This window comes from Thiohalospira halophila DSM 15071 (genome assembly GCF_900112605.1).
In the GTDB taxonomy this organism is placed as follows: Bacteria; Pseudomonadota; Gammaproteobacteria; order Thiohalospirales; family Thiohalospiraceae; genus Thiohalospira; species Thiohalospira halophila.
Genome location: NZ_FOMJ01000005.1, coordinates 117,239 through 133,788 on the forward strand (window position 1 = coordinate 117,239; position 16,550 = coordinate 133,788).

Consider the following 16,550-nt stretch of genomic DNA (forward strand, 5'->3'; position numbering starts at 1 on the left):
CCTTATGCCGGGCGCGGGGCGACTTCCTCGAGCACACCGAGGACTTCGTCACTGGCGAAGGGTTTGGTGAGGTAGTGATCGGCCCCGACCACGCGGCCGCGGGCGCGGTCGAAGAGGCCATCCTTGCTGGTGAGCAGGACCACCGGGGTGCCGTTGAAGGCGTCACTCCCCTTGATGAGGGCGGTGGTCTGGTAGCCGTCCAGCCGGGGCATCATGATGTCGACGAAGACGACGTCGGGCTGGTCCTCCACCACCCGCGCAAGCGCCTCGAAGCCGTCGGCGGCGGTGGTGACCTCGCATCCGGCCCGGCCGAGGATGGTCTCGGCGCTCTTGCGGATGGTCTGGCTGTCGTCGATGACGAGGACCCTGAGGCCCACGTACGGCGGGTCTGTGGCCATGGCGGTTCCCTCCCCGGCCTGTTCCGTCCCTGTGATTAGCGGCTACCATGGTAGCGGGTCGACTGGATTCCGCAAACGGGTAAGCACATGAGCCGTGAACTGGGCGTGGTCATGGATCCCATCCACGCCATCAAGCCGGAGAAGGACACCACCCTGGCACTGCTCCTGGCCGCCGCCGGGCGGGGCTGGAACCTCCACTACATGGAGCCGGACGACCTCTGGCTCCGCGACGGGCGCGCCTTCGCCAGTCTGCGATCGCTGGAGGTGGCCGACGACGCCGACTCCTGGTACCAGCTGGGCGAGCCCCGGGAGGCGCCGCTGGACGAGCTGGACGTGGTCCTCATGCGCCAGGACCCGCCCTTCGACATGGAGTACGTCTACACCACCTATATCCTGGAGCGCGCCCGGGACGCCGGGGTCGCGGTCATCAACGATCCGGCCGCCCTGCGGGACGCCAACGAGAAGGTCTTCACCGCCTGGTTCCCGGAGCTGGCCCCGCCCACGCTCATCTCCCGCAACGCCGGCGCCATCCGCGCCTTCGCCGAGGAGCACGGGGACATCATCATCAAGCCGCTGGACGGCATGGGCGGCCGCGGGATCTTCCGCCTGACCCCGGACGACCCCAACCTCTCGGTAGCCATCGAGACGCTGCTGGAGGGGGGACGCACCGCCATGGCCCAGACCTGGCTGCCGGCGATCGGCGCCGGGGACAAGCGGATCATCCTCATCGATGGCGCACCAGTGCCGTGGCTGCTGGCGCGCATGCCGGCGCCCGGGGAGACCCGCGCCAACCTCGCCGTGGGCGGCCACGGCGAGGCCCGGGCGCTGACCACGGCGGAGAACGAGCTGGCCTGGCAGGTGGGGCCGGAGCTCTGCCGCCGGGGCCTGCGCTTCGTGGGGCTGGACGTCATCGGCGACCGGATCACCGAGATCAACGTCACCAGCCCCACCGGGATCCGCGAGATCGAGGCCGCCAGCGGCATCGACGTCGGCGGCCGGCTCATGGATGCCATCGCGGAGTCCCTGGCATGAGATGGCTGGCCGGACTCTTCCTCACCCTGACGCTCCTGGGCCTCGCCGCCTGTAGCGACGGACCCACCGTCGAGCGCCAGCGCTTCCTCGCCCTGGGCACCCACATCGAGGTGCAGACCGCCGGGGCCGAGGCCGAGCAGGCGCGGGAGGCCATCCGCCTGGTCCGCGAGGACCTGGAATACCTCCACTCCGGCCTCCACCCCTGGGAGCCCGGCGCCCTGGCCCGGGTCAACCAGATGCTGGCGGCCACCGGCGAGTTCACCGCCGACCCCGGCACCCTGGAGGCGCTGGCCGCCTCCCGCCCCCTCTACCGGGCCAGTGACGGCCTCTTCAATCCCGCCCTGGGCAAGCTGAGCGCCGCCTGGGGCTTCCACCAGGATGCCCCGGCCGGCCCACCGCCGGAGGAGGCCACCATCCAGGCCATCCTGGAGGCCGAGCCGAGCCCCGAGGACCTCGAGGTAGACGGTGTGCGCATGACCAATACCAACCCCGAGGTCCAGCTGGACTTCGGCGGCCTGGCCAAGGGCATGGGGGTCGACCACGCCGTGGAGCTGCTGCGCGAGCGGGGCATCGACCACGCCATCGTCAACGCCGGCGGCGACCTGCGTGCCTTCGGCGAGCACGGCGACCGCCCCTGGCGGGTGGGGATCCGCGACCCGCGCGGCGAGGGCGTGCTGGCCGGCCTGACCATCGACGGCGACGAGGCGGTCTTCACCTCCGGCGACTACGAGCGCTACTACGAGCACGACGGCACCCGCTACCACCACCTCCTGGACCCGCGCACCGGCCGCCCGGCCCGCGGTGTCACCTCCGTCACGGTCATCCACGAGGAGGGCACCACGGCGGATGCCGCCGCCACCGCCCTGTTCGTCGCCGATGAGGACGAGTGGCCGCGGATCGCGAAGCAGATGGGGATCGAGGCGGTCCTGCGCGTGGATGATGAGGGCGTGCTGCACATGACCCCGGCCATGGCCGAGCGCCTGGACCTGCAGAAGGATGGCGCAACCACGCGCATCGTGGAGTTACCTTGAGCAGGATCCGGACCGAACTCCGGCGTCCCCGCATCGGCGACTGGAGCATCCTGCTCGCCGCTGGCGCCCTGGTCACCGCGCTCTGGCTCGCCGGCCCCGCCGGCGAGGGTACCCGGGCCGAGGTCCGGGTGGATGACACCGTGGTCGCCCGCCTGGACCTGCGCCAGCCGGGGACCTACACCATCGATGGCCGGCTGGGCCCCTCGGTACTGGAGGTCGCCGACGGCGCCGTGCGCTTTGTCGACTCCGCCTGCAGCACCCACCGCTGCGTCGCCTCCGGCGCCCACAGCCACGCCGGCGAGGTCGCCGCCTGCCTGCCCAACCGGGTGACCGTCGCCGTGCGCGGCGGCCGGGGCGACTACGACACCCTCCACTACTGAGATGGCCGAGGCCCGGACCCTCACCCCCACCGCCACCGACCGGCGCATCGCGGCGCTGGCTGCCCTGGCGGTGACCATCCACCTGGCCGAGGCGGCGCTGCCCTCGCCCCTGCCCGGGTTCAAGCCCGGGCTGGCCAATGTCATCACCGTGGCCGCCCTCTACTGCTGGGGCTGGTCCACCGCCGCCTGGGTCACCGCGCTGCGCGTCCTGGTGAGCGGCCTGCTGCTGGGGACCTTCCTCTCCCCCACCTTCGCCCTGAGCGCCGGCGGCGCCATTGCCTCCCTGGCCGCGCTGGCCGTGGCCGTGCGCCTGCCGGGCACGGGCCCCCTGGGCGCCTCCATCCTCGCCGCGCTGGCCCACACCACGGGCCAGTTCCTGGCCGCCTGGTGGCTCTTCATCCCCCACCCCGATCTGCCGCTGCTGCTGCCGCCCCTGCTCACCCTGGCGGTGATCGCCGGCACGGTGAGCGGTACAATCGCCACCGTCGTCGTCAACGGCCTGCGCCGGGAGTAATCATGTCCGCGGCATCCGTATCCAGCGGCGATCGGCTGACCCTGACCCTGTTCGTCGCCGCCGCATTCCACGCCATCGCCATCCTCGGCCTCGGCTTCGAGCTGCCGGACATGCAACCGGCCGACGACGAGACGCTGCCCACCATGGACGTCACCCTGGTCCACAGCGCCGACGAACAGACCCCGGAAGAGGCCGACCTGCTGGCCCAGAAGGATCAGGTCGGCGGTGGTGAGAAGCAGTCCGACGCCCGCCCTGGCAGCCCCGCCGACAACCCGGCGGTCCAGGAGCCGGGCAACGCCCCGACCAGTACCCCGGCGGCCGCCCCGCCGGAGCAGAGCCGACCGCAGCCGCGGCGGGAGACCCTCACCGCCGAGGAGTCGCCGCGCTCCATCGTCCGCCAGCCCCAGCGCCAGCCCCAGCCGGAGCAGCGCGACATCACCGCCGCCGAGCTCATGGAGCGCAGCCGGGAGTACGCCAGCCTCAGCGCCGAGATCCGGCGACTGCGCGAGACCCTGTCGGAGAATCCGCGGGAGAAGTACATCTCCGCCAACACCCGGGAGTACAAGTACGCCAGCTACATGGACGCCTGGCGCTCCAAGGTGGAGCGGGTGGGTAACCTCAACTACCCCGAGGAGGCGCGCCGCCAGGGCCTATCCGGGCGGCTGCTCATGGACGTGGTTCTGGAGGCGGACGGCTCGGTCACCGACGTGAAGATCCTGCGCTCCTCGGGCAATCGCCTGCTGGATGACGCCGCCGTGCGCATCGTCCGCCTGGCCGCCCCCTTCCCCGAGTTCCCGGAGAACATCCGCGAGGACTTCGACCGCCTCCACATCACCCGGACCTGGGTCTTCGACAGCGAGGGCGGCGGCTTCGACACCACCGGCGGCCAGTAAGCCGGGCCGCTACGCGACCATCCCCCGCACCACCTCCCCCAGCCGGGCCAGGGCGCGCTCCAGCCGCGCATCCCAGGGCTGGGCACAGTTCAGGCGCAGGTGGTTCCGGAACTTCCCCGTGGGGGAGAACATTGGCCCGGGGGCGACGCTGATCCCCTCTTCCAGGGCGCGCCGGTAGAGGGCCAGGGCATCCACCGCCTCCGGCAGCTCCAGCCAGAGGACGAAACCGCCGGCGGGCCGCGTCTGGCGGGTGCCGGGCGGGAAGTGGCGGACCACCGCCCGGCTCACCCGATCCACCGCCCGGGCGTAGTCACCCCGGGCGCGTCGCAGGTAGCGGTCGTAACCGCCGCGCTCCAGGAAATCGGCCACGGCCAGCCCCGGCCAGGCCGGCGTGGAGGAGCTGGTGGCGTACTTGAGGTATTCCAGCCGGTCGCGGAAGCGGCCGGGCACCGCCCAGCCCACGCGCAGCCCCGGCGACAGGGTCTTGGAGAAGGAGCCGCAGTAGAGCACCCCGCCCCGGGTCTCGAAGGCCTTGGCCGCCCAGGGACGGGGCGGCTCGAAGGGGAGATCGCCGTAGACATCGTCCTCGATGAGCGGCACGCCGCGATCCTCCAGCAGCTCCACCAGGGCGCGCTTGCGCTCGTCGCCGGCGCAGTGGCCCAGGGGATTGCCGAAGTTGGGCATGAGCAGGGCCGCCTTCACCGGCCACTGGTCCAGGGCCAGGGCCAGCGCCTCCGGGGCGATCCCCTCGTCGGGATCGGTGGGGATCTCCAGGGCGCGCAGCCCCAGGCCCTCGATGGCCTGGAGGATCCCGTAGAAGGTGGGCGACTCGATGGCCACCACGTCACCGGGCTCGGTCACAGCCCGCAGGGAGAGGACCAGCGCCTCCTGAGCCCCGTTGGTGACCACCACCTCCTCCGGGCTGATCTGGCAGCCGGCGTCGGCCATGCGGCGGGCGATGGCCTGACGCAGCTCCGCCGGCCCGGGCGGAAAGGCGTAGGCCAGCTCCCGACCGCCCCAGCGCGCCGGCACGCCGGCAAAGGCCCGCCGCAGCCCGCGGGCGGGGAGGAAGTCGGCGTGGGGCACCGCGGCCCCCATTTGCACCACCTCCGGCTCGCTGGCCGCCTGGACCACGCGCAGCACCAGCGCCTGCCCGGTCACCGGCACGGGCTCGCCCTCCGGCGCCGAGGTGGCCGGCCGCTCCGGCGGCTGCCAGGGATGGCGGCGGACGTAGTAGCCCGAGCGCGGGCGCGCCTCGATGAGGCCGCGATCCTCCAGCAGGTGCTCCGCCGCCACCACGGTGGAGACGCTCACCCCGAACTGCGCGGCGAGCTTGCGCACCCCCGGCAGCCGGTCCCCGGGCCCGTGGACCCCGGCCTCGATGGCCTCCTCCAGCGCCCGGGCCACCGCCTCGTAGCGATGGCCCGCCGTATTCGCCTCTTCCGTGCCCTCTGCCATCACAGTTCCCCCCTGCCCGCACCAATACAGTTTTCAGTCTCTCACAACTGTACCGGCTCATTAACCAGTATTCTGGTTCTGTAAGGATAAACCGCCGGCCCGTAGGCTGTATCGGTGTCAGCGGCGGCCTGCCGCGCCAACGAGGAAAGCCATGAGCATCCAGAATCTCGATACCGGCAACCAGTACGGCCAGTACACCACCGACTTCGTCGACTACTGGGACGATCTCGTCGGCTGGGAGGGGCGCACCGCGTCCGAGGGCGGCTTCTACGAGCAGCTGGCGAAGAACGCCGGCGCCCGCGAGGTGGCCGACGTGGCCTGCGGCACCGGCTTCAACGCCATCAACCTCGCGAAATCCGGCCTGGTGGTCACCGCCACCGACGGCTCCGAGAACATGCTCGCCAAGACCCGCGAGAACGCCCGGCAGATGGGCGTGACCTTCGCCCACACCCAGGTGGCCGACTGGGTGAAGCTGGACAAGCAGCTCGGTGAACAGCGCTTCGACGCCCTGGTCTGCCTGGGCAACTCCTTCACCCACCTGTTCGAACACGAGGCGCGGCGCGACGCCATGGAGGCCTTCTACAAGGCCCTGCGCCCGGGCGGCATGATCATCCTGGATCACCGCAACTACGACTCCATGCTCGACCAGGGGTACAACTCCAAGCACCAGCACTACTACACCGGCAAGGGCGTGGACGCCTACCCGGCGGAGCTCAACCGCTACCTGGCCCGCTTCGAGTACAAGTTCCCGGACGGCGCACACTTCCAGCTGAACATGTACCCGCTGCGCCAGGACTATGTCTCCCACCTGCTGGAGGACGCCGGGTTCATCAACGTCACCCGCTACGGCGACTTCGCCAAGCCCTATGACCGCGAAAACGTCGACTTCGTCCAGCAGGTGGCCTACCGGCCCCGCGACTGATCGACCCCTCCCGCTGGCGCACCGAGCGTGCGCCTGCTAGGACCCCAGGCAGCGACCCGGAATCCGGGCGCTGCCTTTTTTGCGTTCACGGGAGGAGAAATGATGCTGCGCACGCTGCTACTGCTGCTGAGTACGGGACTGGCCGGCCTGCCGGCCCTGGCCGCCGCCGAGGAGGAGGCCCCCTGGGGCCGCGCCGAGGCCGAGGCGATCGATTACAGCGGCCAGAAGGTCGTCTTCGACGTCGCCGTGGACAGCGTCGAGCGCATGGACAACGTCCTCAGCCGCGCCAGCTTCCTCAGCCAGGTCAACGGCGCCGACCCCTTCGACAACGCCATCACCCTGGTCCTCCACGGCGACGAGATCCCCTTCTTCGCCGTGGAGAACTTCGAGGAGCACGAGGAGCTGGTCCGCCGCGCCCAGGATCTCACCCTCAACGGCGTCATCGAATTCCGCATGTGCCGCGAGGCCGCCGGCTTCCACGACTACGAGCCCAACGACATCCACGGCTTCGTCACCCTCGTCCCCATGGCCGAGGCGGAGATCATCCGCCTGCAGAACAAGGGACACGCCTACCTGCAGTACCGGTAGGACACACTCCCCATCAGAGCTCGCAGGCGCCCTCGGCGCAGCGGCGGCGAAAGCGGCGGCGGGCGTAGGGGCGGTAGACCGCATCCATCACGGCGACCATGCCGGGCAACGCGGCCAGGCGGGCCAGCCAGCGCCAGTAGGGCAGCTCCCGCCAGATGGCGACGAAGGCCGCCGCCCCGATGCGGATGGAACCCTGCCGGTCCAGGGCGTGGAGGCGGGCCTGGGCATCCCCGGGGCGGATGCCCAGCGCCGTCAGCGCGCGGGTATCGGCGGTGATGTCGTACCACTGGACGCGGCCTGCCCGGTCCAGGCGGCGGTAGAAGTCCACCTCCCGGCGGCAGATGGGGCAACCGCCGTCGAAGAACATCACCGGCCGACCGTCGAAGATCCCATCGGCCCCTTCGGTCGCTTGCTCGGTCATCGGGAATCCCTCGGCTCGGAGAACTCCAGCGTGGTACAGGATCCCCGATCCTGCTCGCCGGCCCCCATCGAGGAATCCGGGACACCGTTCTGCGACCCGGCTACTGGCGATGGTCCTCCTTCCGCAACAAGCCTGAGCCCCGTCGGCCCGAACCGTCCTACTCGGCGTAGACCATCTTCCGGGTCATGCCGCCGTCCACCACCCAGTCCTGGCCGGTGACGAAACCGGCCTCCGGCCCCAGCAGGAAGGCGGCCAGGGCGGCGACGTCCGCCGGCGTGCCCACCCGGCCCGCCGGATGCTGGGCGTGGTCCACCGGCGCCAGGGGTTCGGCGGCCTGCTCCTCCGGGGAGCGCACATCGATCCAGCCGGGGCTGATGCTGTTCACCCGCACATCAGGCCCCGCGCTCACCGCCAGGGCGTGGGTGAGCGCCACCAGCCCGCCCTTGCTGGCCGCGTAGGCCTCCGTATCCGGCTCCGACTGGTGGGCGCGGGTGGAGGCGATGTTGACGATGGCCCCGCCGGCCTCCCGCAGCGCCGGCAGCGCATGCTTGGCCAGGAGGAAGGCGCCGGTGAGGTTCACCGCCAGCCAGCGGTCCCAGTCTGCCCGGTCCAGCTCCTCCACCGGCCCGCTCTCCGGATCGCTGATCCCGGCATTGTTCACCAGCCCGTCCAGCCGCCCCTCCTCCGCGAGGACCGACGCCACCCCGGCCCGGACCGACGCCTCGTCACTGACATCCAGCACCAGCGGCCGCGCCGCGGAACCCAGCACCCGGGCCGCCGCCTCGGCCCCCTCGATATCCGCCACCACCACGCGCCCGCCATCGGCCACCAGCCGGCGGGCGATGCCGAAGCCGATGCCGCGGGCGGCGCCGGTTACGAGAGTGACTCGGGAATCGAACATCACCGTTTTCTCTCCATGACTCGCTGGACGAATCCCAGTCTGATTGATTGTCCATGGAAACCCAAAGGTCTAATCTTGTCAGCAGACAAGGTCGCAACCCACACCTCGAGGAACCGCCATGGCCCTCGCCAGCGCACCGGATTCCACCCAGGAGGATCGCCGGATTCTCACCGAGGCCTCGCTCAACGCGGGCGGGCAGCTTGGCCTCACCAATGACGACCTGGCGCGGATCCTCGGCCTCAGCCCGAGCACGGTAAGCCGCATGCGCCAGGGTCGCTACCTCCTTGGCCCGGGCTCCAAGAGCTGGGAGGCGGCCTTGCTGCTCATCCGCCTGTACCGCTCCCTCGGCGCCATCCTCGCCGGGGACCAGGCAGTCATGCGCCAGTGGCTCGATAACGCCAACCGGGACCTCGGCGACGCGCCCAGAAACCTGATCCGGACCACGCAGGGGCTCGTCCACGTGGTCGACTACCTGGATGCCCACCGCGCCGTCGTTTGATGGAGGTGCCGACCAGCGAGGAACTTCCCGGCCTGTCCGTCCCGCTCGCCGGCCGGATCTGGCGCGCGGTGGAGAGCCAGACCTACGCCGTCACGCGGCAACTCGTTACCTCCCGGGAAGATCAGGAACGTCTGGAAGAGCTCCTCGAGGGAAGCAAGCCCGCCTACCAGGCCGGCACCGAGCACCTGGACTACCTGCTCAAGACGCCATTCCGCTATCAACCGCCGAAAAAAGGAGGCAGCCGCTTCCGCCGACCCTTCGCCCCCTACGGGGTCTTCTACGGCGCCGAACACCGCCGCACCGCCCTGGCGGAACTCGCCTACCACCGCTACCGCTTCCTGGAGGCCTCGCCGGGCACCGAATTCCCCGGCGGGGAAGCAACGCTGACGGTCTTCGCGGTGGATTACCGCACCTCACAGGGAATCGACCTCACCCTCCCCCCACTCGTGGAGCAGCGGGAGTATTGGGTCGCACCCTCTGACTACAGCACTACCCAGACCCTGGGGGAGCGGGCCAACGCCGCCGGCATCGGCGCCATCCGGTACGAGTCCGTCCGGGATCCGATTCGGGATGCCGAAGGACATTCGGAGGGGCGCAACGTCTCCATCCTGGACCCTGCTATCTTCGACCCGCCCCACCACCACTCCGCCCAGACCTGGCACCTCTACCTGGGGAGCGAAGAGGCGAATGCGCGGCGCGCCCTGGCCGAGGATGGGGAGGTACTGGATTACCGGCGGAGAAGACTGATGATCGGTTCAACCGCGAAGAATTGAACGGTACAATAACACCTCAGTGGTAACTATCACTTAAGATTTAATCCCTTACCTCTCATCGGCCCTTTCTTAGAAGACTACCAAGAATGTTTTTAGGCCCTCCTAATTCTTGAATATCTATTTTTACCACAACACTCACAAGCCGCATAAAGCTAATCCCACTCCGAAATAACAGCCTCCAATCGTTCAAAATGAATGCGCAACTGATCAAAATCTACCTTGTTGAGGGTCTTAGCATGTGCATCTGGCCTCCCAATGTCATTAACATCCTGAAGCATATGGACCGCCTTCCCTTTTTCTATGCCAAAAATATTCTCAAACTCCGGCCATTCTTTTTTCACCAAGTTAACTAAATCCGAGAAATACAATGGTGATTCATTAGAAGCCAACAGATCGTCTAACTCGAAACCTTGGAGCTTTTCTCTTCGATCCTGTGGAATAGCCTGCAGCATTTTATCTCTTGCTCTAGCTTTCCCATGATTTAATTTCAATGCAGTCTTGAATATTTTCCGCAGAGACTTCTCGATCCTATTTCTCCTTTGAGAAACCTCCGCAACCATCTCCTCATCACTCAAATTAATGCGCTTATACTTATATTTTTCTGCCAAATACTCTCGCACAACCTCTATATTTACTACATATCCGTTTTGGCTGCTCTGAATCAACCCATAACCGATTAGGTGCTGTGTCAGTTCAGGATTTCCTTTCGCGAGCTCCTCGAACTCATTATTCGCGCCTTGCGACAAATACTTCAGCATCTCATATTCATCTGGGTACCATTGCTGCAAGACTTCCATTATCATATCCAAATAGTTTGCTGAATTCTCCGTGAATCGCGTCTTTATTTTTTGATACAGAGCTTTATCAACTCTCTGAGGCCGTTCGCCCTTCTGGTCTTCATGCATTAAACTGCATGCCTGCCGTATGAGAAAAGGATGCCCACCAAAATCTTCTGTAAGCTTGGAATAAACTATATCATCGAAATACAACCCCATATAACTCCCTAGCTTCCCAACCATTTTCCTGACCGTTTCGAGATCGAAGGTAGGAACATACTGAGCAGGTATAGATGAGTATATTGGATTCTCATGACCAACTATCATTGAGTTTTCAACGCAGCTTGGGTTTGTACCAACTAACATATACGTAAAAACATTCGGATTTCGCTGATAGAACCCTCTCAGCGTTTGCCAAAAATAGACAAAATCATTGCCTATATCCCAATGCTCTGATGAAGCAGTTCCGGGTGTTATTCTTTCTATCTCATCGAACAAGAATAATGTAGATTGCTTTTTCTTGGATCTGTAAAGCTTGAGAATATCTTCCTCAAAACTGTCCGCAGCGTACTTTTCTTCATACCTCCCATCAGTATCAATCTTCACCTTAGAATTAATCGAATCCCGATATAGCTTAACCACCTTTTCAAGCAATTCATTCCATCTTAACAAGTGAATTGATGGACTCTCACAATCTATCGAGATATAGTTCCCGCCATTGGCGCCAAGCGTTCTTTCTATTGCATATATAATGGACGTTTTACCACTTTTGCGCAGGCCGAATAACCCGGTATGTTCGCCATCCTTGTGCCTACTGACGATCTCGTGGATTAAATGACTTCTGCCGAAAAAGTAAAGATCGCTTTTGAGGGGGGACTTGAAATCGAACAAATTTCGTGAATAAAAATATTTTCTAAATTTATTCATAAACAAATAGCCATCATTTGACCCCTTTAGCTCGTTATAAGTAAAAGGGATGATTATTGGCTGCTCCGGATCTGAGTTCAGCATGGAGTCGACTCTTTCTTCGATGTCAGGGTCTTTACTGATTAAAATCCGACAGATCGACTCTGCTCTGAAGTCAGTCAACTCAGATTCAGCCCAGCCGAATACATCTAATGTGCGAGGCTGAAAGTTATCATACGGACTAAAGACCGTTATAATTTCCCGTTCTATGTTAAACATCTCCATGAAGTCTGGGGTCGGCTTCATCAAGAAATACCGATACTGCGCTCCAGAGAAAGAAACATCCCGACCTGGTCTTGTAAGAAACCACGACTTGGAAACATTGCTCAAAATCTCTTTTTCTTCACGCCCAAAGTTACTTGTATCAAACTTGGGATGAAACCCCGGCGTCGTCTTTCTGCTCATACCAACAACTCCTTGTTGCTTACTCAAAAACCAATCGTCCGACTAAAAAATACACATTTACTAAACTCTTCTGCCTCGGTAACGACTAGTCATGAGAGAAGTTTTTAGCTTCATATTTATGTGTACATTCCCACATTAGAACGTAACCTTTAGCCCAGTCGTAAGCAATCTAGGGAAGTAAACGGATAAGGTTGCCTCACCCCGTCCCGTCCCCGATACTGTGCGCATGCACGGTACCGACCTCACCGACCAGTTCCTCATCGCCATGCCGGCGCTCTCGGATCCCAACTTCGCGCAGGCGGTGGCCTATGTGGCCCAGCACAACGCCGAGGGGGCCTTCGGCATCGTCATCAACCGGCCCGCGGACGTGACCCTGGAGGAGATCCTGGCCCAGATGGATCTCCGGGCCGCCACGCCCGAGATCGGGGCGCAGCCGGTCTACTCCGGCGGGCCGGTGGATACCGAGCGCGGCTTCGTCCTCCACGCGCCGCTGGGCGACTGGGAGGCGACCCTGCCGGTCTCCGACGACATCGGCGTGACCACCTCCCGGGACATCCTGGAGGCCATGGCCAAGGGCGAGGGGCCGGAGGAGAGTCTGCTGGCCCTGGGCTACGCCGGCTGGGATGCCGGCCAGCTGGAGCAGGAGCTGGGCCAGAACACCTGGCTCAGCGTCCCCGCCAGCCGGGAGGTCCTCTTCCGCACGCCGGCGGAGCAGCGCTGGCAGGCCGCGGCCACCACCCTGGGCGTGGACCTGACCCTGCTCTCCAAGGACGCGGGCCACGCGTGAGCGGCCGCCGGCTGCTGGCCTTCGACTTCGGCCTCAGGCGCATCGGCGTGGCCGCCGGCCACGAGGACCTTCCCGCCGGCCGGGAGGTGACCACCCTCCCCGCCCGCGAGGGCATCCCGGACTGGCAGGCGGTGGCCGATCTGCTGGCCGAGCACGAGCCGGAGCTACTGGTGGTGGGTGACCCGCTCACCCTGGAGGGCGAGACCCAGGACGTGACCGAGGCGGCCCGACGCTTCGGCCGCCGGCTCCACGGCCGCTTCGGCCTGCCGGTGGCGACGGTGGACGAGCGGCTGACCTCCCGGGAGGCGCGCGCGGAACTGCGCGAGCGCGGCGAGGGGGACCCGGCCCCGGAACGCATCGACCAGGTGGCCGCCCGCCTCATCCTCGAGGACTGGGTGCGCCGCAACGAGACCGAAACGAGGGACGCATGACCGCCGACGAGCAGGTGGATACCGGGCCGCTACTGGATGCGCTCACCGAGGGCGCTAAACAGTGGCTGGACGCCCACGACGGCCACCGGCCGCTGCTGGTGGGGATCCACACCGGCGGCGCCTGGGTGGCGGAGGAGCTCCACCACCGGCTGGGGCTGGATGAGCCGCTGGGCACGCTGGACATCTCCTTCTACCGCGACGACTTCTCGCGCATCGGCGTCCACCCGCAGGTAAAGCCCTCCCACCTCCCGGTGACGGTGGAGGACCGCCCCATCCTGCTGGTGGACGACGTCCTGCAGACCGGGCGCACCGTGCGCGCGGCGCTCAACGAGATCTTCGACTACGGCCGGCCCGCCTCGGTGGCCCTGGCGGTCCTGGTGGACCGGCCCGGCCGGGAGCTGCCCATCGCCGCCGAGGTCGCCGGCGCCCGCTGGGACCTGCCCGCACAGCGGCAGGTGAAGCTCGACGGCCCCGACCCCCTCACCCTCACCCTCCACGACCTGGCATGAAACGCAACAATATTCAGCTGGACGACCAGGGCCGCCTGCGCCACTTCCTCTCGGTGGAGGGGCTGCCGCGGACCACGCTCACCGAGATCCTGGACACCGCCGAGTCCCTCGCCAGCGCGGCGTCCCAGAACGTGAAGAAGGTGCCGCTTTTGCGCGGCAAGACCATCGTCAATCTCTTCTTCGAGCCCTCCACCCGCACGCGCACCACCTTCGAGCTGGCGGCCAAGCGGCTCTCCGCCGACAGCCTGAACATGAACATCTCCGCCTCCTCCACCAGCAAGGGCGAGAGCCTGCTGGACATGCTCCACAACCTGGAGGCGATGCAGTGCGACATGTTCGTGGTGCGCCATGCGGAGTCGGGGGCGGCGAACTTCATCGCCCGCAACGTCGGCGACTCCATCGCCGTGGTGAATGCGGGGGACGGCCGCCACGCCCACCCCACCCAGGCGATGCTGGACATGTTCACCATCCGCCGCCACAAGGGCGAGTTCCACAACCTGCGGGTGGCCATCGTGGGCGACGTGGGCCACTCCCGGGTGGCGCGCTCCCAGATCCACGCCCTGACCACCCTGGGCGTGCCGGAGGTGCGGGTGATCGGCCCCAAGACGCTGATCCCGGAGAGCCTGCGCGGGCTGGGGGTGCACATCTACCACGACCTGGACGAGGGCCTGGACGGGGTGGACGTGGTCCTGGTCCTGCGGCTGCAGAACGAGCGCATGGGCGCCGCCCTGCTGCCCAGCGAGCGGGAGTACTTCCATCTCTACGGCATTACCGCCGAGCGGCTGGAGCGCGCCGCCGATGACGCCATCGTCCTCCACCCCGGCCCCATCAACCGCGGCGTGGAGATCGACTCCGAGGTGGCCGACGGCGAGCGCTCGGTGATCCTGGAGCAGGTCACCCACGGCATCGCCGTGCGCATGGCCGCCATGTCCCTGGTCATGGGCCAGCATCCGGGCAAGGACGGGGAGGCGCGCGCATGAGGACCCATATCCGCGGCGGCCGGGTCATCGACCCGGCCAACGAACTGGACACCACCACCGACGTCTTCCTCGCCGAGGGGCGGATCCTGGCCGTGGGCGACGAGACGCCGGAAGGCTTTGCCGCCGACGAGACCATCGACGCCGCCGGCCTGTTGGTCGCCCCCGGTCTGGTGGACCTCCAGGCGCGGCTGCGCGAGCCCGGCCAGGAATACAAGGGCGACATCGCCAGCGAGACCCGCGCCGCCATCCGGGGCGGGATCACCACCCTCTGCGCGCCGCCGGACACCGACCCGCCCATCGACACCCCGGCGGTGGCCAGCCTGCTCATCGAGCGGGCCGAGGACGTGGGTGCAGCCCGCGTGCTGCCGGTGGGGGCGCTCACCGCCGGGCTGGCCGGCGAGCACCTGAGCGAGCTGGTGAATCTCCACCGCGCCGGCTGCGTCGCCTTCTCCAACAACCGCTACCCGATCACCAACACCCAGGTCCTGCGCCGCGCCATGGAGTACGCGGCCACCTGCGACCTCACCGTCCTCATCCACGCCGAGGACCCGTGGCTGGCCGAGAAGGGCTGCGCCCACGACGGCGAGGTGGCCAGCCGGCTGGGGCTGCCGGGGATCCCCGTCTCCGCGGAGACGGTAGAGATCGCCCGCACCCTGGCGCTGGTGGAGCAGACCGGGGTGCGCGCCCACTACTGCAAGGTCTCCAGCGGCACCGGCGTGGAGCTCATCCGCCGCGCCCGGGCCGACGGCCTGCCGGTGACCGCCAACGTCTCCATCAACCAGCTCCATCTCACGGAGATGGAGATCGGCGACTTCAACACCCTCTACCACGTCCGCCCGCCCCTGCGGACCCAGCGCGACCGCGATCTGCTGCGCCGGGCGGTGGCCGACGGCACCGTCCAGGCCATCTGCTCCGACCACCAGCCCCACGACGCCGACGCCAAGCTCGCCCCCTTCGGCGAGAGCGCCGCCGGGATCTCCGGGCTGGAGACCCTGCTGGGGCTGACCCTGCGCCTGGTCCGCGACCGCCTGCTGGACCTGCCCACCGCCCTGGCCCGGATCACCTGCGACCCGGCCCGCGCCCTGGGCCTGCCCGGCGGTACCCTGACCCCCGGCACGGCGGCGGACCTCTGCCTCTTCGACCCCGAGGCGGAGTGGGAGGTGGACCCGTCCACCTTCGCCAGCCGCGGCCAGAACTCCCCCTACGGCCACTGGTTCCTGCCCGGCCGGGTGGAGCGGACCCTGGTGGACGGCCGCACCGTCCACCGCGCCGAGGACTAGGATGCACGCCGCCACCGAGGCGGGGCGCACCGATCACCCCGGCGGCTTCACCGAGATCCGGCTGACCACCGAGGCCGCGCCCCGGCCGGGGCAGTACCTCACCACGGAAGACGGCACCGGTCTGCCCGTGATGGCCGCCGGCAACGGCGAGGTGCGGGTGCTCGTCCCCGGCCCGGTCCCGTCGGCCATCACCGCCGTGGCAGTGGCCGGCGAGGCGCTGGCCCCCGAACCCAGCTGGCTGGCCGTGGCCGATGCCGCCGGCCTGGCGCCGCTGTTGTTCGCCGCCAGCGGCGAGGTACCGCCGGGGCTGGCGCTCCTGGGCCTGGACGAGGCCCCCTTCACGCCCCGGCCGTCGCGCTTTCTCACCCCGGAGCTGCCGGCGCACCTCATCGCCGCCGCGCCGCTGCTCGAGGATCGCGGGATCGCCAGCCGCCTGGCCCTGCCGGACCACCCGGCGGCCTGGGAGGGGACGCTGGCGGAGCTGGTCGCCACCGCCGTCGCCGGCCGGCCACGACCGGTGGTGGTGCTGGGGCGGCCGGCGACCATCGCGGCCGTGGAGGCGGTAGTGGAAGGCCCGATTACCGGTGTGCCCCAGCCGGGATAGCC

The 16,550-nt window shown here is 67.1% G+C and carries 20 protein-coding genes; 15 read left to right on the forward strand and 5 right to left on the reverse strand.

Features of this window, described 5'->3' with window-relative positions; genetic code table 11:
- Positions 1-2: 2 nt before the first annotated feature.
- The gene (locus tag BM272_RS08350) at positions 3-398 is read right to left on the reverse strand and encodes a response regulator (protein ID WP_093428330.1); all 396 of its coding nucleotides are present in this window, start codon (positions 396-398) and stop codon (positions 3-5) included.
- 87 nt (positions 399-485) lie between these two features.
- On the opposite strand from BM272_RS08350, the gene gshB reads away from it, so the two are divergent.
- Genes gshB through BM272_RS08375 form a run of 5 tightly spaced genes read left to right on the forward strand, consistent with a single transcriptional unit; the run spans position 486 to position 4,248 of the window.
- Positions 486-1,430 (forward strand): glutathione synthase, encoded by a 945-nt coding sequence (gene gshB, locus BM272_RS08355; protein ID WP_093428331.1) that lies wholly within the window; start codon positions 486-488, stop codon positions 1,428-1,430.
- Positions 1,427-2,461: an FAD:protein FMN transferase gene (locus BM272_RS08360; RefSeq protein ID WP_093428332.1), complete on the forward strand. Its 1,035-nt coding sequence runs from the start codon at positions 1,427-1,429 to the stop codon at positions 2,459-2,461. Before gshB ends, BM272_RS08360 begins: the two co-directional genes overlap by 4 nt.
- Positions 2,458-2,841, forward strand: coding sequence for a NusG domain II-containing protein (locus BM272_RS08365; RefSeq protein ID WP_093428333.1), 384 nt, complete (start codon positions 2,458-2,460; stop codon positions 2,839-2,841). The genes BM272_RS08360 and BM272_RS08365 overlap by 4 nt, the downstream gene beginning before the upstream one ends.
- 1 nt (position 2,842) lies before the next feature.
- Entirely contained in the window at positions 2,843-3,355 is a 513-nt protein-coding gene (locus BM272_RS08370) for a Gx transporter family protein (RefSeq protein WP_093428334.1), read from the forward strand.
- A 2-nt stretch (positions 3,356-3,357) separates the two neighbouring features.
- Positions 3,358-4,248 (forward strand): cell envelope integrity TolA family protein, encoded by an 891-nt coding sequence (locus BM272_RS08375; protein WP_093428335.1) that lies wholly within the window; start codon positions 3,358-3,360, stop codon positions 4,246-4,248.
- Positions 4,249-4,257: 9 nt separating this feature from the next.
- Here the strand turns inward: BM272_RS08375 and BM272_RS08380 are convergent, their stop codons facing one another.
- A complete protein-coding gene (locus BM272_RS08380; protein ID WP_093428336.1) occupies positions 4,258-5,706 on the reverse strand; it encodes an aminotransferase-like domain-containing protein in 1,449 nt (482 codons plus the stop codon).
- A 151-nt stretch (positions 5,707-5,857) separates the two neighbouring features.
- Between BM272_RS08380 and BM272_RS08385 the strand changes: the two genes are divergently transcribed.
- Complete coding sequence (locus BM272_RS08385) at positions 5,858-6,628, forward strand: class I SAM-dependent methyltransferase (protein WP_093428337.1); 771 nt, start codon at positions 5,858-5,860, stop codon at positions 6,626-6,628.
- A 99-nt stretch (positions 6,629-6,727) separates the two neighbouring features.
- Complete coding sequence (locus BM272_RS08390) at positions 6,728-7,216, forward strand: DsrE family protein (protein WP_205407782.1); 489 nt, start codon at positions 6,728-6,730, stop codon at positions 7,214-7,216.
- A 13-nt stretch (positions 7,217-7,229) separates the two neighbouring features.
- Here the strand turns inward: BM272_RS08390 and BM272_RS08395 are convergent, their stop codons facing one another.
- Together BM272_RS08395 and BM272_RS08400 are read right to left on the reverse strand one after the other, a co-directional pair.
- Positions 7,230-7,637, reverse strand: a complete 408-nt coding sequence (locus tag BM272_RS08395; RefSeq protein WP_093428338.1) for a thiol-disulfide oxidoreductase DCC family protein — start codon at positions 7,635-7,637, stop codon at positions 7,230-7,232.
- A gap of 157 nt (positions 7,638-7,794) precedes the next feature.
- Positions 7,795-8,538, reverse strand: a complete 744-nt coding sequence (locus BM272_RS08400) for an SDR family oxidoreductase (protein WP_093428339.1) — start codon at positions 8,536-8,538, stop codon at positions 7,795-7,797.
- Positions 8,539-8,656: 118 nt separating this feature from the next.
- On the opposite strand from BM272_RS08400, the gene BM272_RS08405 reads away from it, so the two are divergent.
- Positions 8,657-9,037, forward strand: coding sequence for an antitoxin Xre-like helix-turn-helix domain-containing protein (locus BM272_RS08405; protein ID WP_093428340.1), 381 nt, complete (start codon positions 8,657-8,659; stop codon positions 9,035-9,037).
- Positions 9,038-9,042: 5 nt separating this feature from the next.
- Entirely contained in the window at positions 9,043-9,810 is a 768-nt protein-coding gene (locus BM272_RS08410; protein WP_240308072.1) for an RES family NAD+ phosphorylase, read from the forward strand.
- A 152-nt stretch (positions 9,811-9,962) separates the two neighbouring features.
- Here the strand turns inward: BM272_RS08410 and BM272_RS13580 are convergent, their stop codons facing one another.
- The gene (locus BM272_RS13580) at positions 9,963-11,957 is read right to left on the reverse strand and encodes an ATP-binding protein (protein ID WP_143613214.1); all 1,995 of its coding nucleotides are present in this window, start codon (positions 11,955-11,957) and stop codon (positions 9,963-9,965) included.
- A 226-nt stretch (positions 11,958-12,183) separates the two neighbouring features.
- Here BM272_RS13580 and BM272_RS08415 point away from each other — a divergent pair, with 226 nt between their 5' ends.
- The 6 genes from BM272_RS08415 to BM272_RS08440 are packed head-to-tail and all read left to right on the forward strand — an operon-like array spanning position 12,184 to position 16,548.
- Positions 12,184-12,744, forward strand: a complete 561-nt coding sequence (locus BM272_RS08415; RefSeq protein ID WP_093428342.1) for a YqgE/AlgH family protein — start codon at positions 12,184-12,186, stop codon at positions 12,742-12,744.
- Positions 12,741-13,175 carry a Holliday junction resolvase RuvX gene (ruvX, locus tag BM272_RS08420; protein WP_093428343.1) on the forward strand — a complete coding sequence of 145 codons (435 nt, stop codon included), beginning with the start codon at positions 12,741-12,743 and terminating at the stop codon, positions 13,173-13,175. The genes BM272_RS08415 and ruvX overlap by 4 nt, the downstream gene beginning before the upstream one ends.
- Positions 13,172-13,684, forward strand: a complete 513-nt coding sequence (gene pyrR, locus BM272_RS08425; protein ID WP_093428344.1) for a bifunctional pyr operon transcriptional regulator/uracil phosphoribosyltransferase PyrR — start codon at positions 13,172-13,174, stop codon at positions 13,682-13,684. Before ruvX ends, pyrR begins: the two co-directional genes overlap by 4 nt.
- Positions 13,681-14,664: an aspartate carbamoyltransferase catalytic subunit gene (locus BM272_RS08430; RefSeq protein ID WP_093428345.1), complete on the forward strand. Its 984-nt coding sequence runs from the start codon at positions 13,681-13,683 to the stop codon at positions 14,662-14,664. The genes pyrR and BM272_RS08430 overlap by 4 nt, the downstream gene beginning before the upstream one ends.
- Positions 14,661-15,944 carry a dihydroorotase gene (locus BM272_RS08435; RefSeq protein WP_093428346.1) on the forward strand — a complete coding sequence of 428 codons (1,284 nt, stop codon included), beginning with the start codon at positions 14,661-14,663 and terminating at the stop codon, positions 15,942-15,944. The genes BM272_RS08430 and BM272_RS08435 overlap by 4 nt, the downstream gene beginning before the upstream one ends.
- A gap of 1 nt (position 15,945) precedes the next feature.
- Positions 15,946-16,548, forward strand: a complete 603-nt coding sequence (locus BM272_RS08440) for a hypothetical protein (protein ID WP_093428347.1) — start codon at positions 15,946-15,948, stop codon at positions 16,546-16,548.
- The last annotated feature ends 2 nt before the right edge of the window (positions 16,549-16,550 follow it).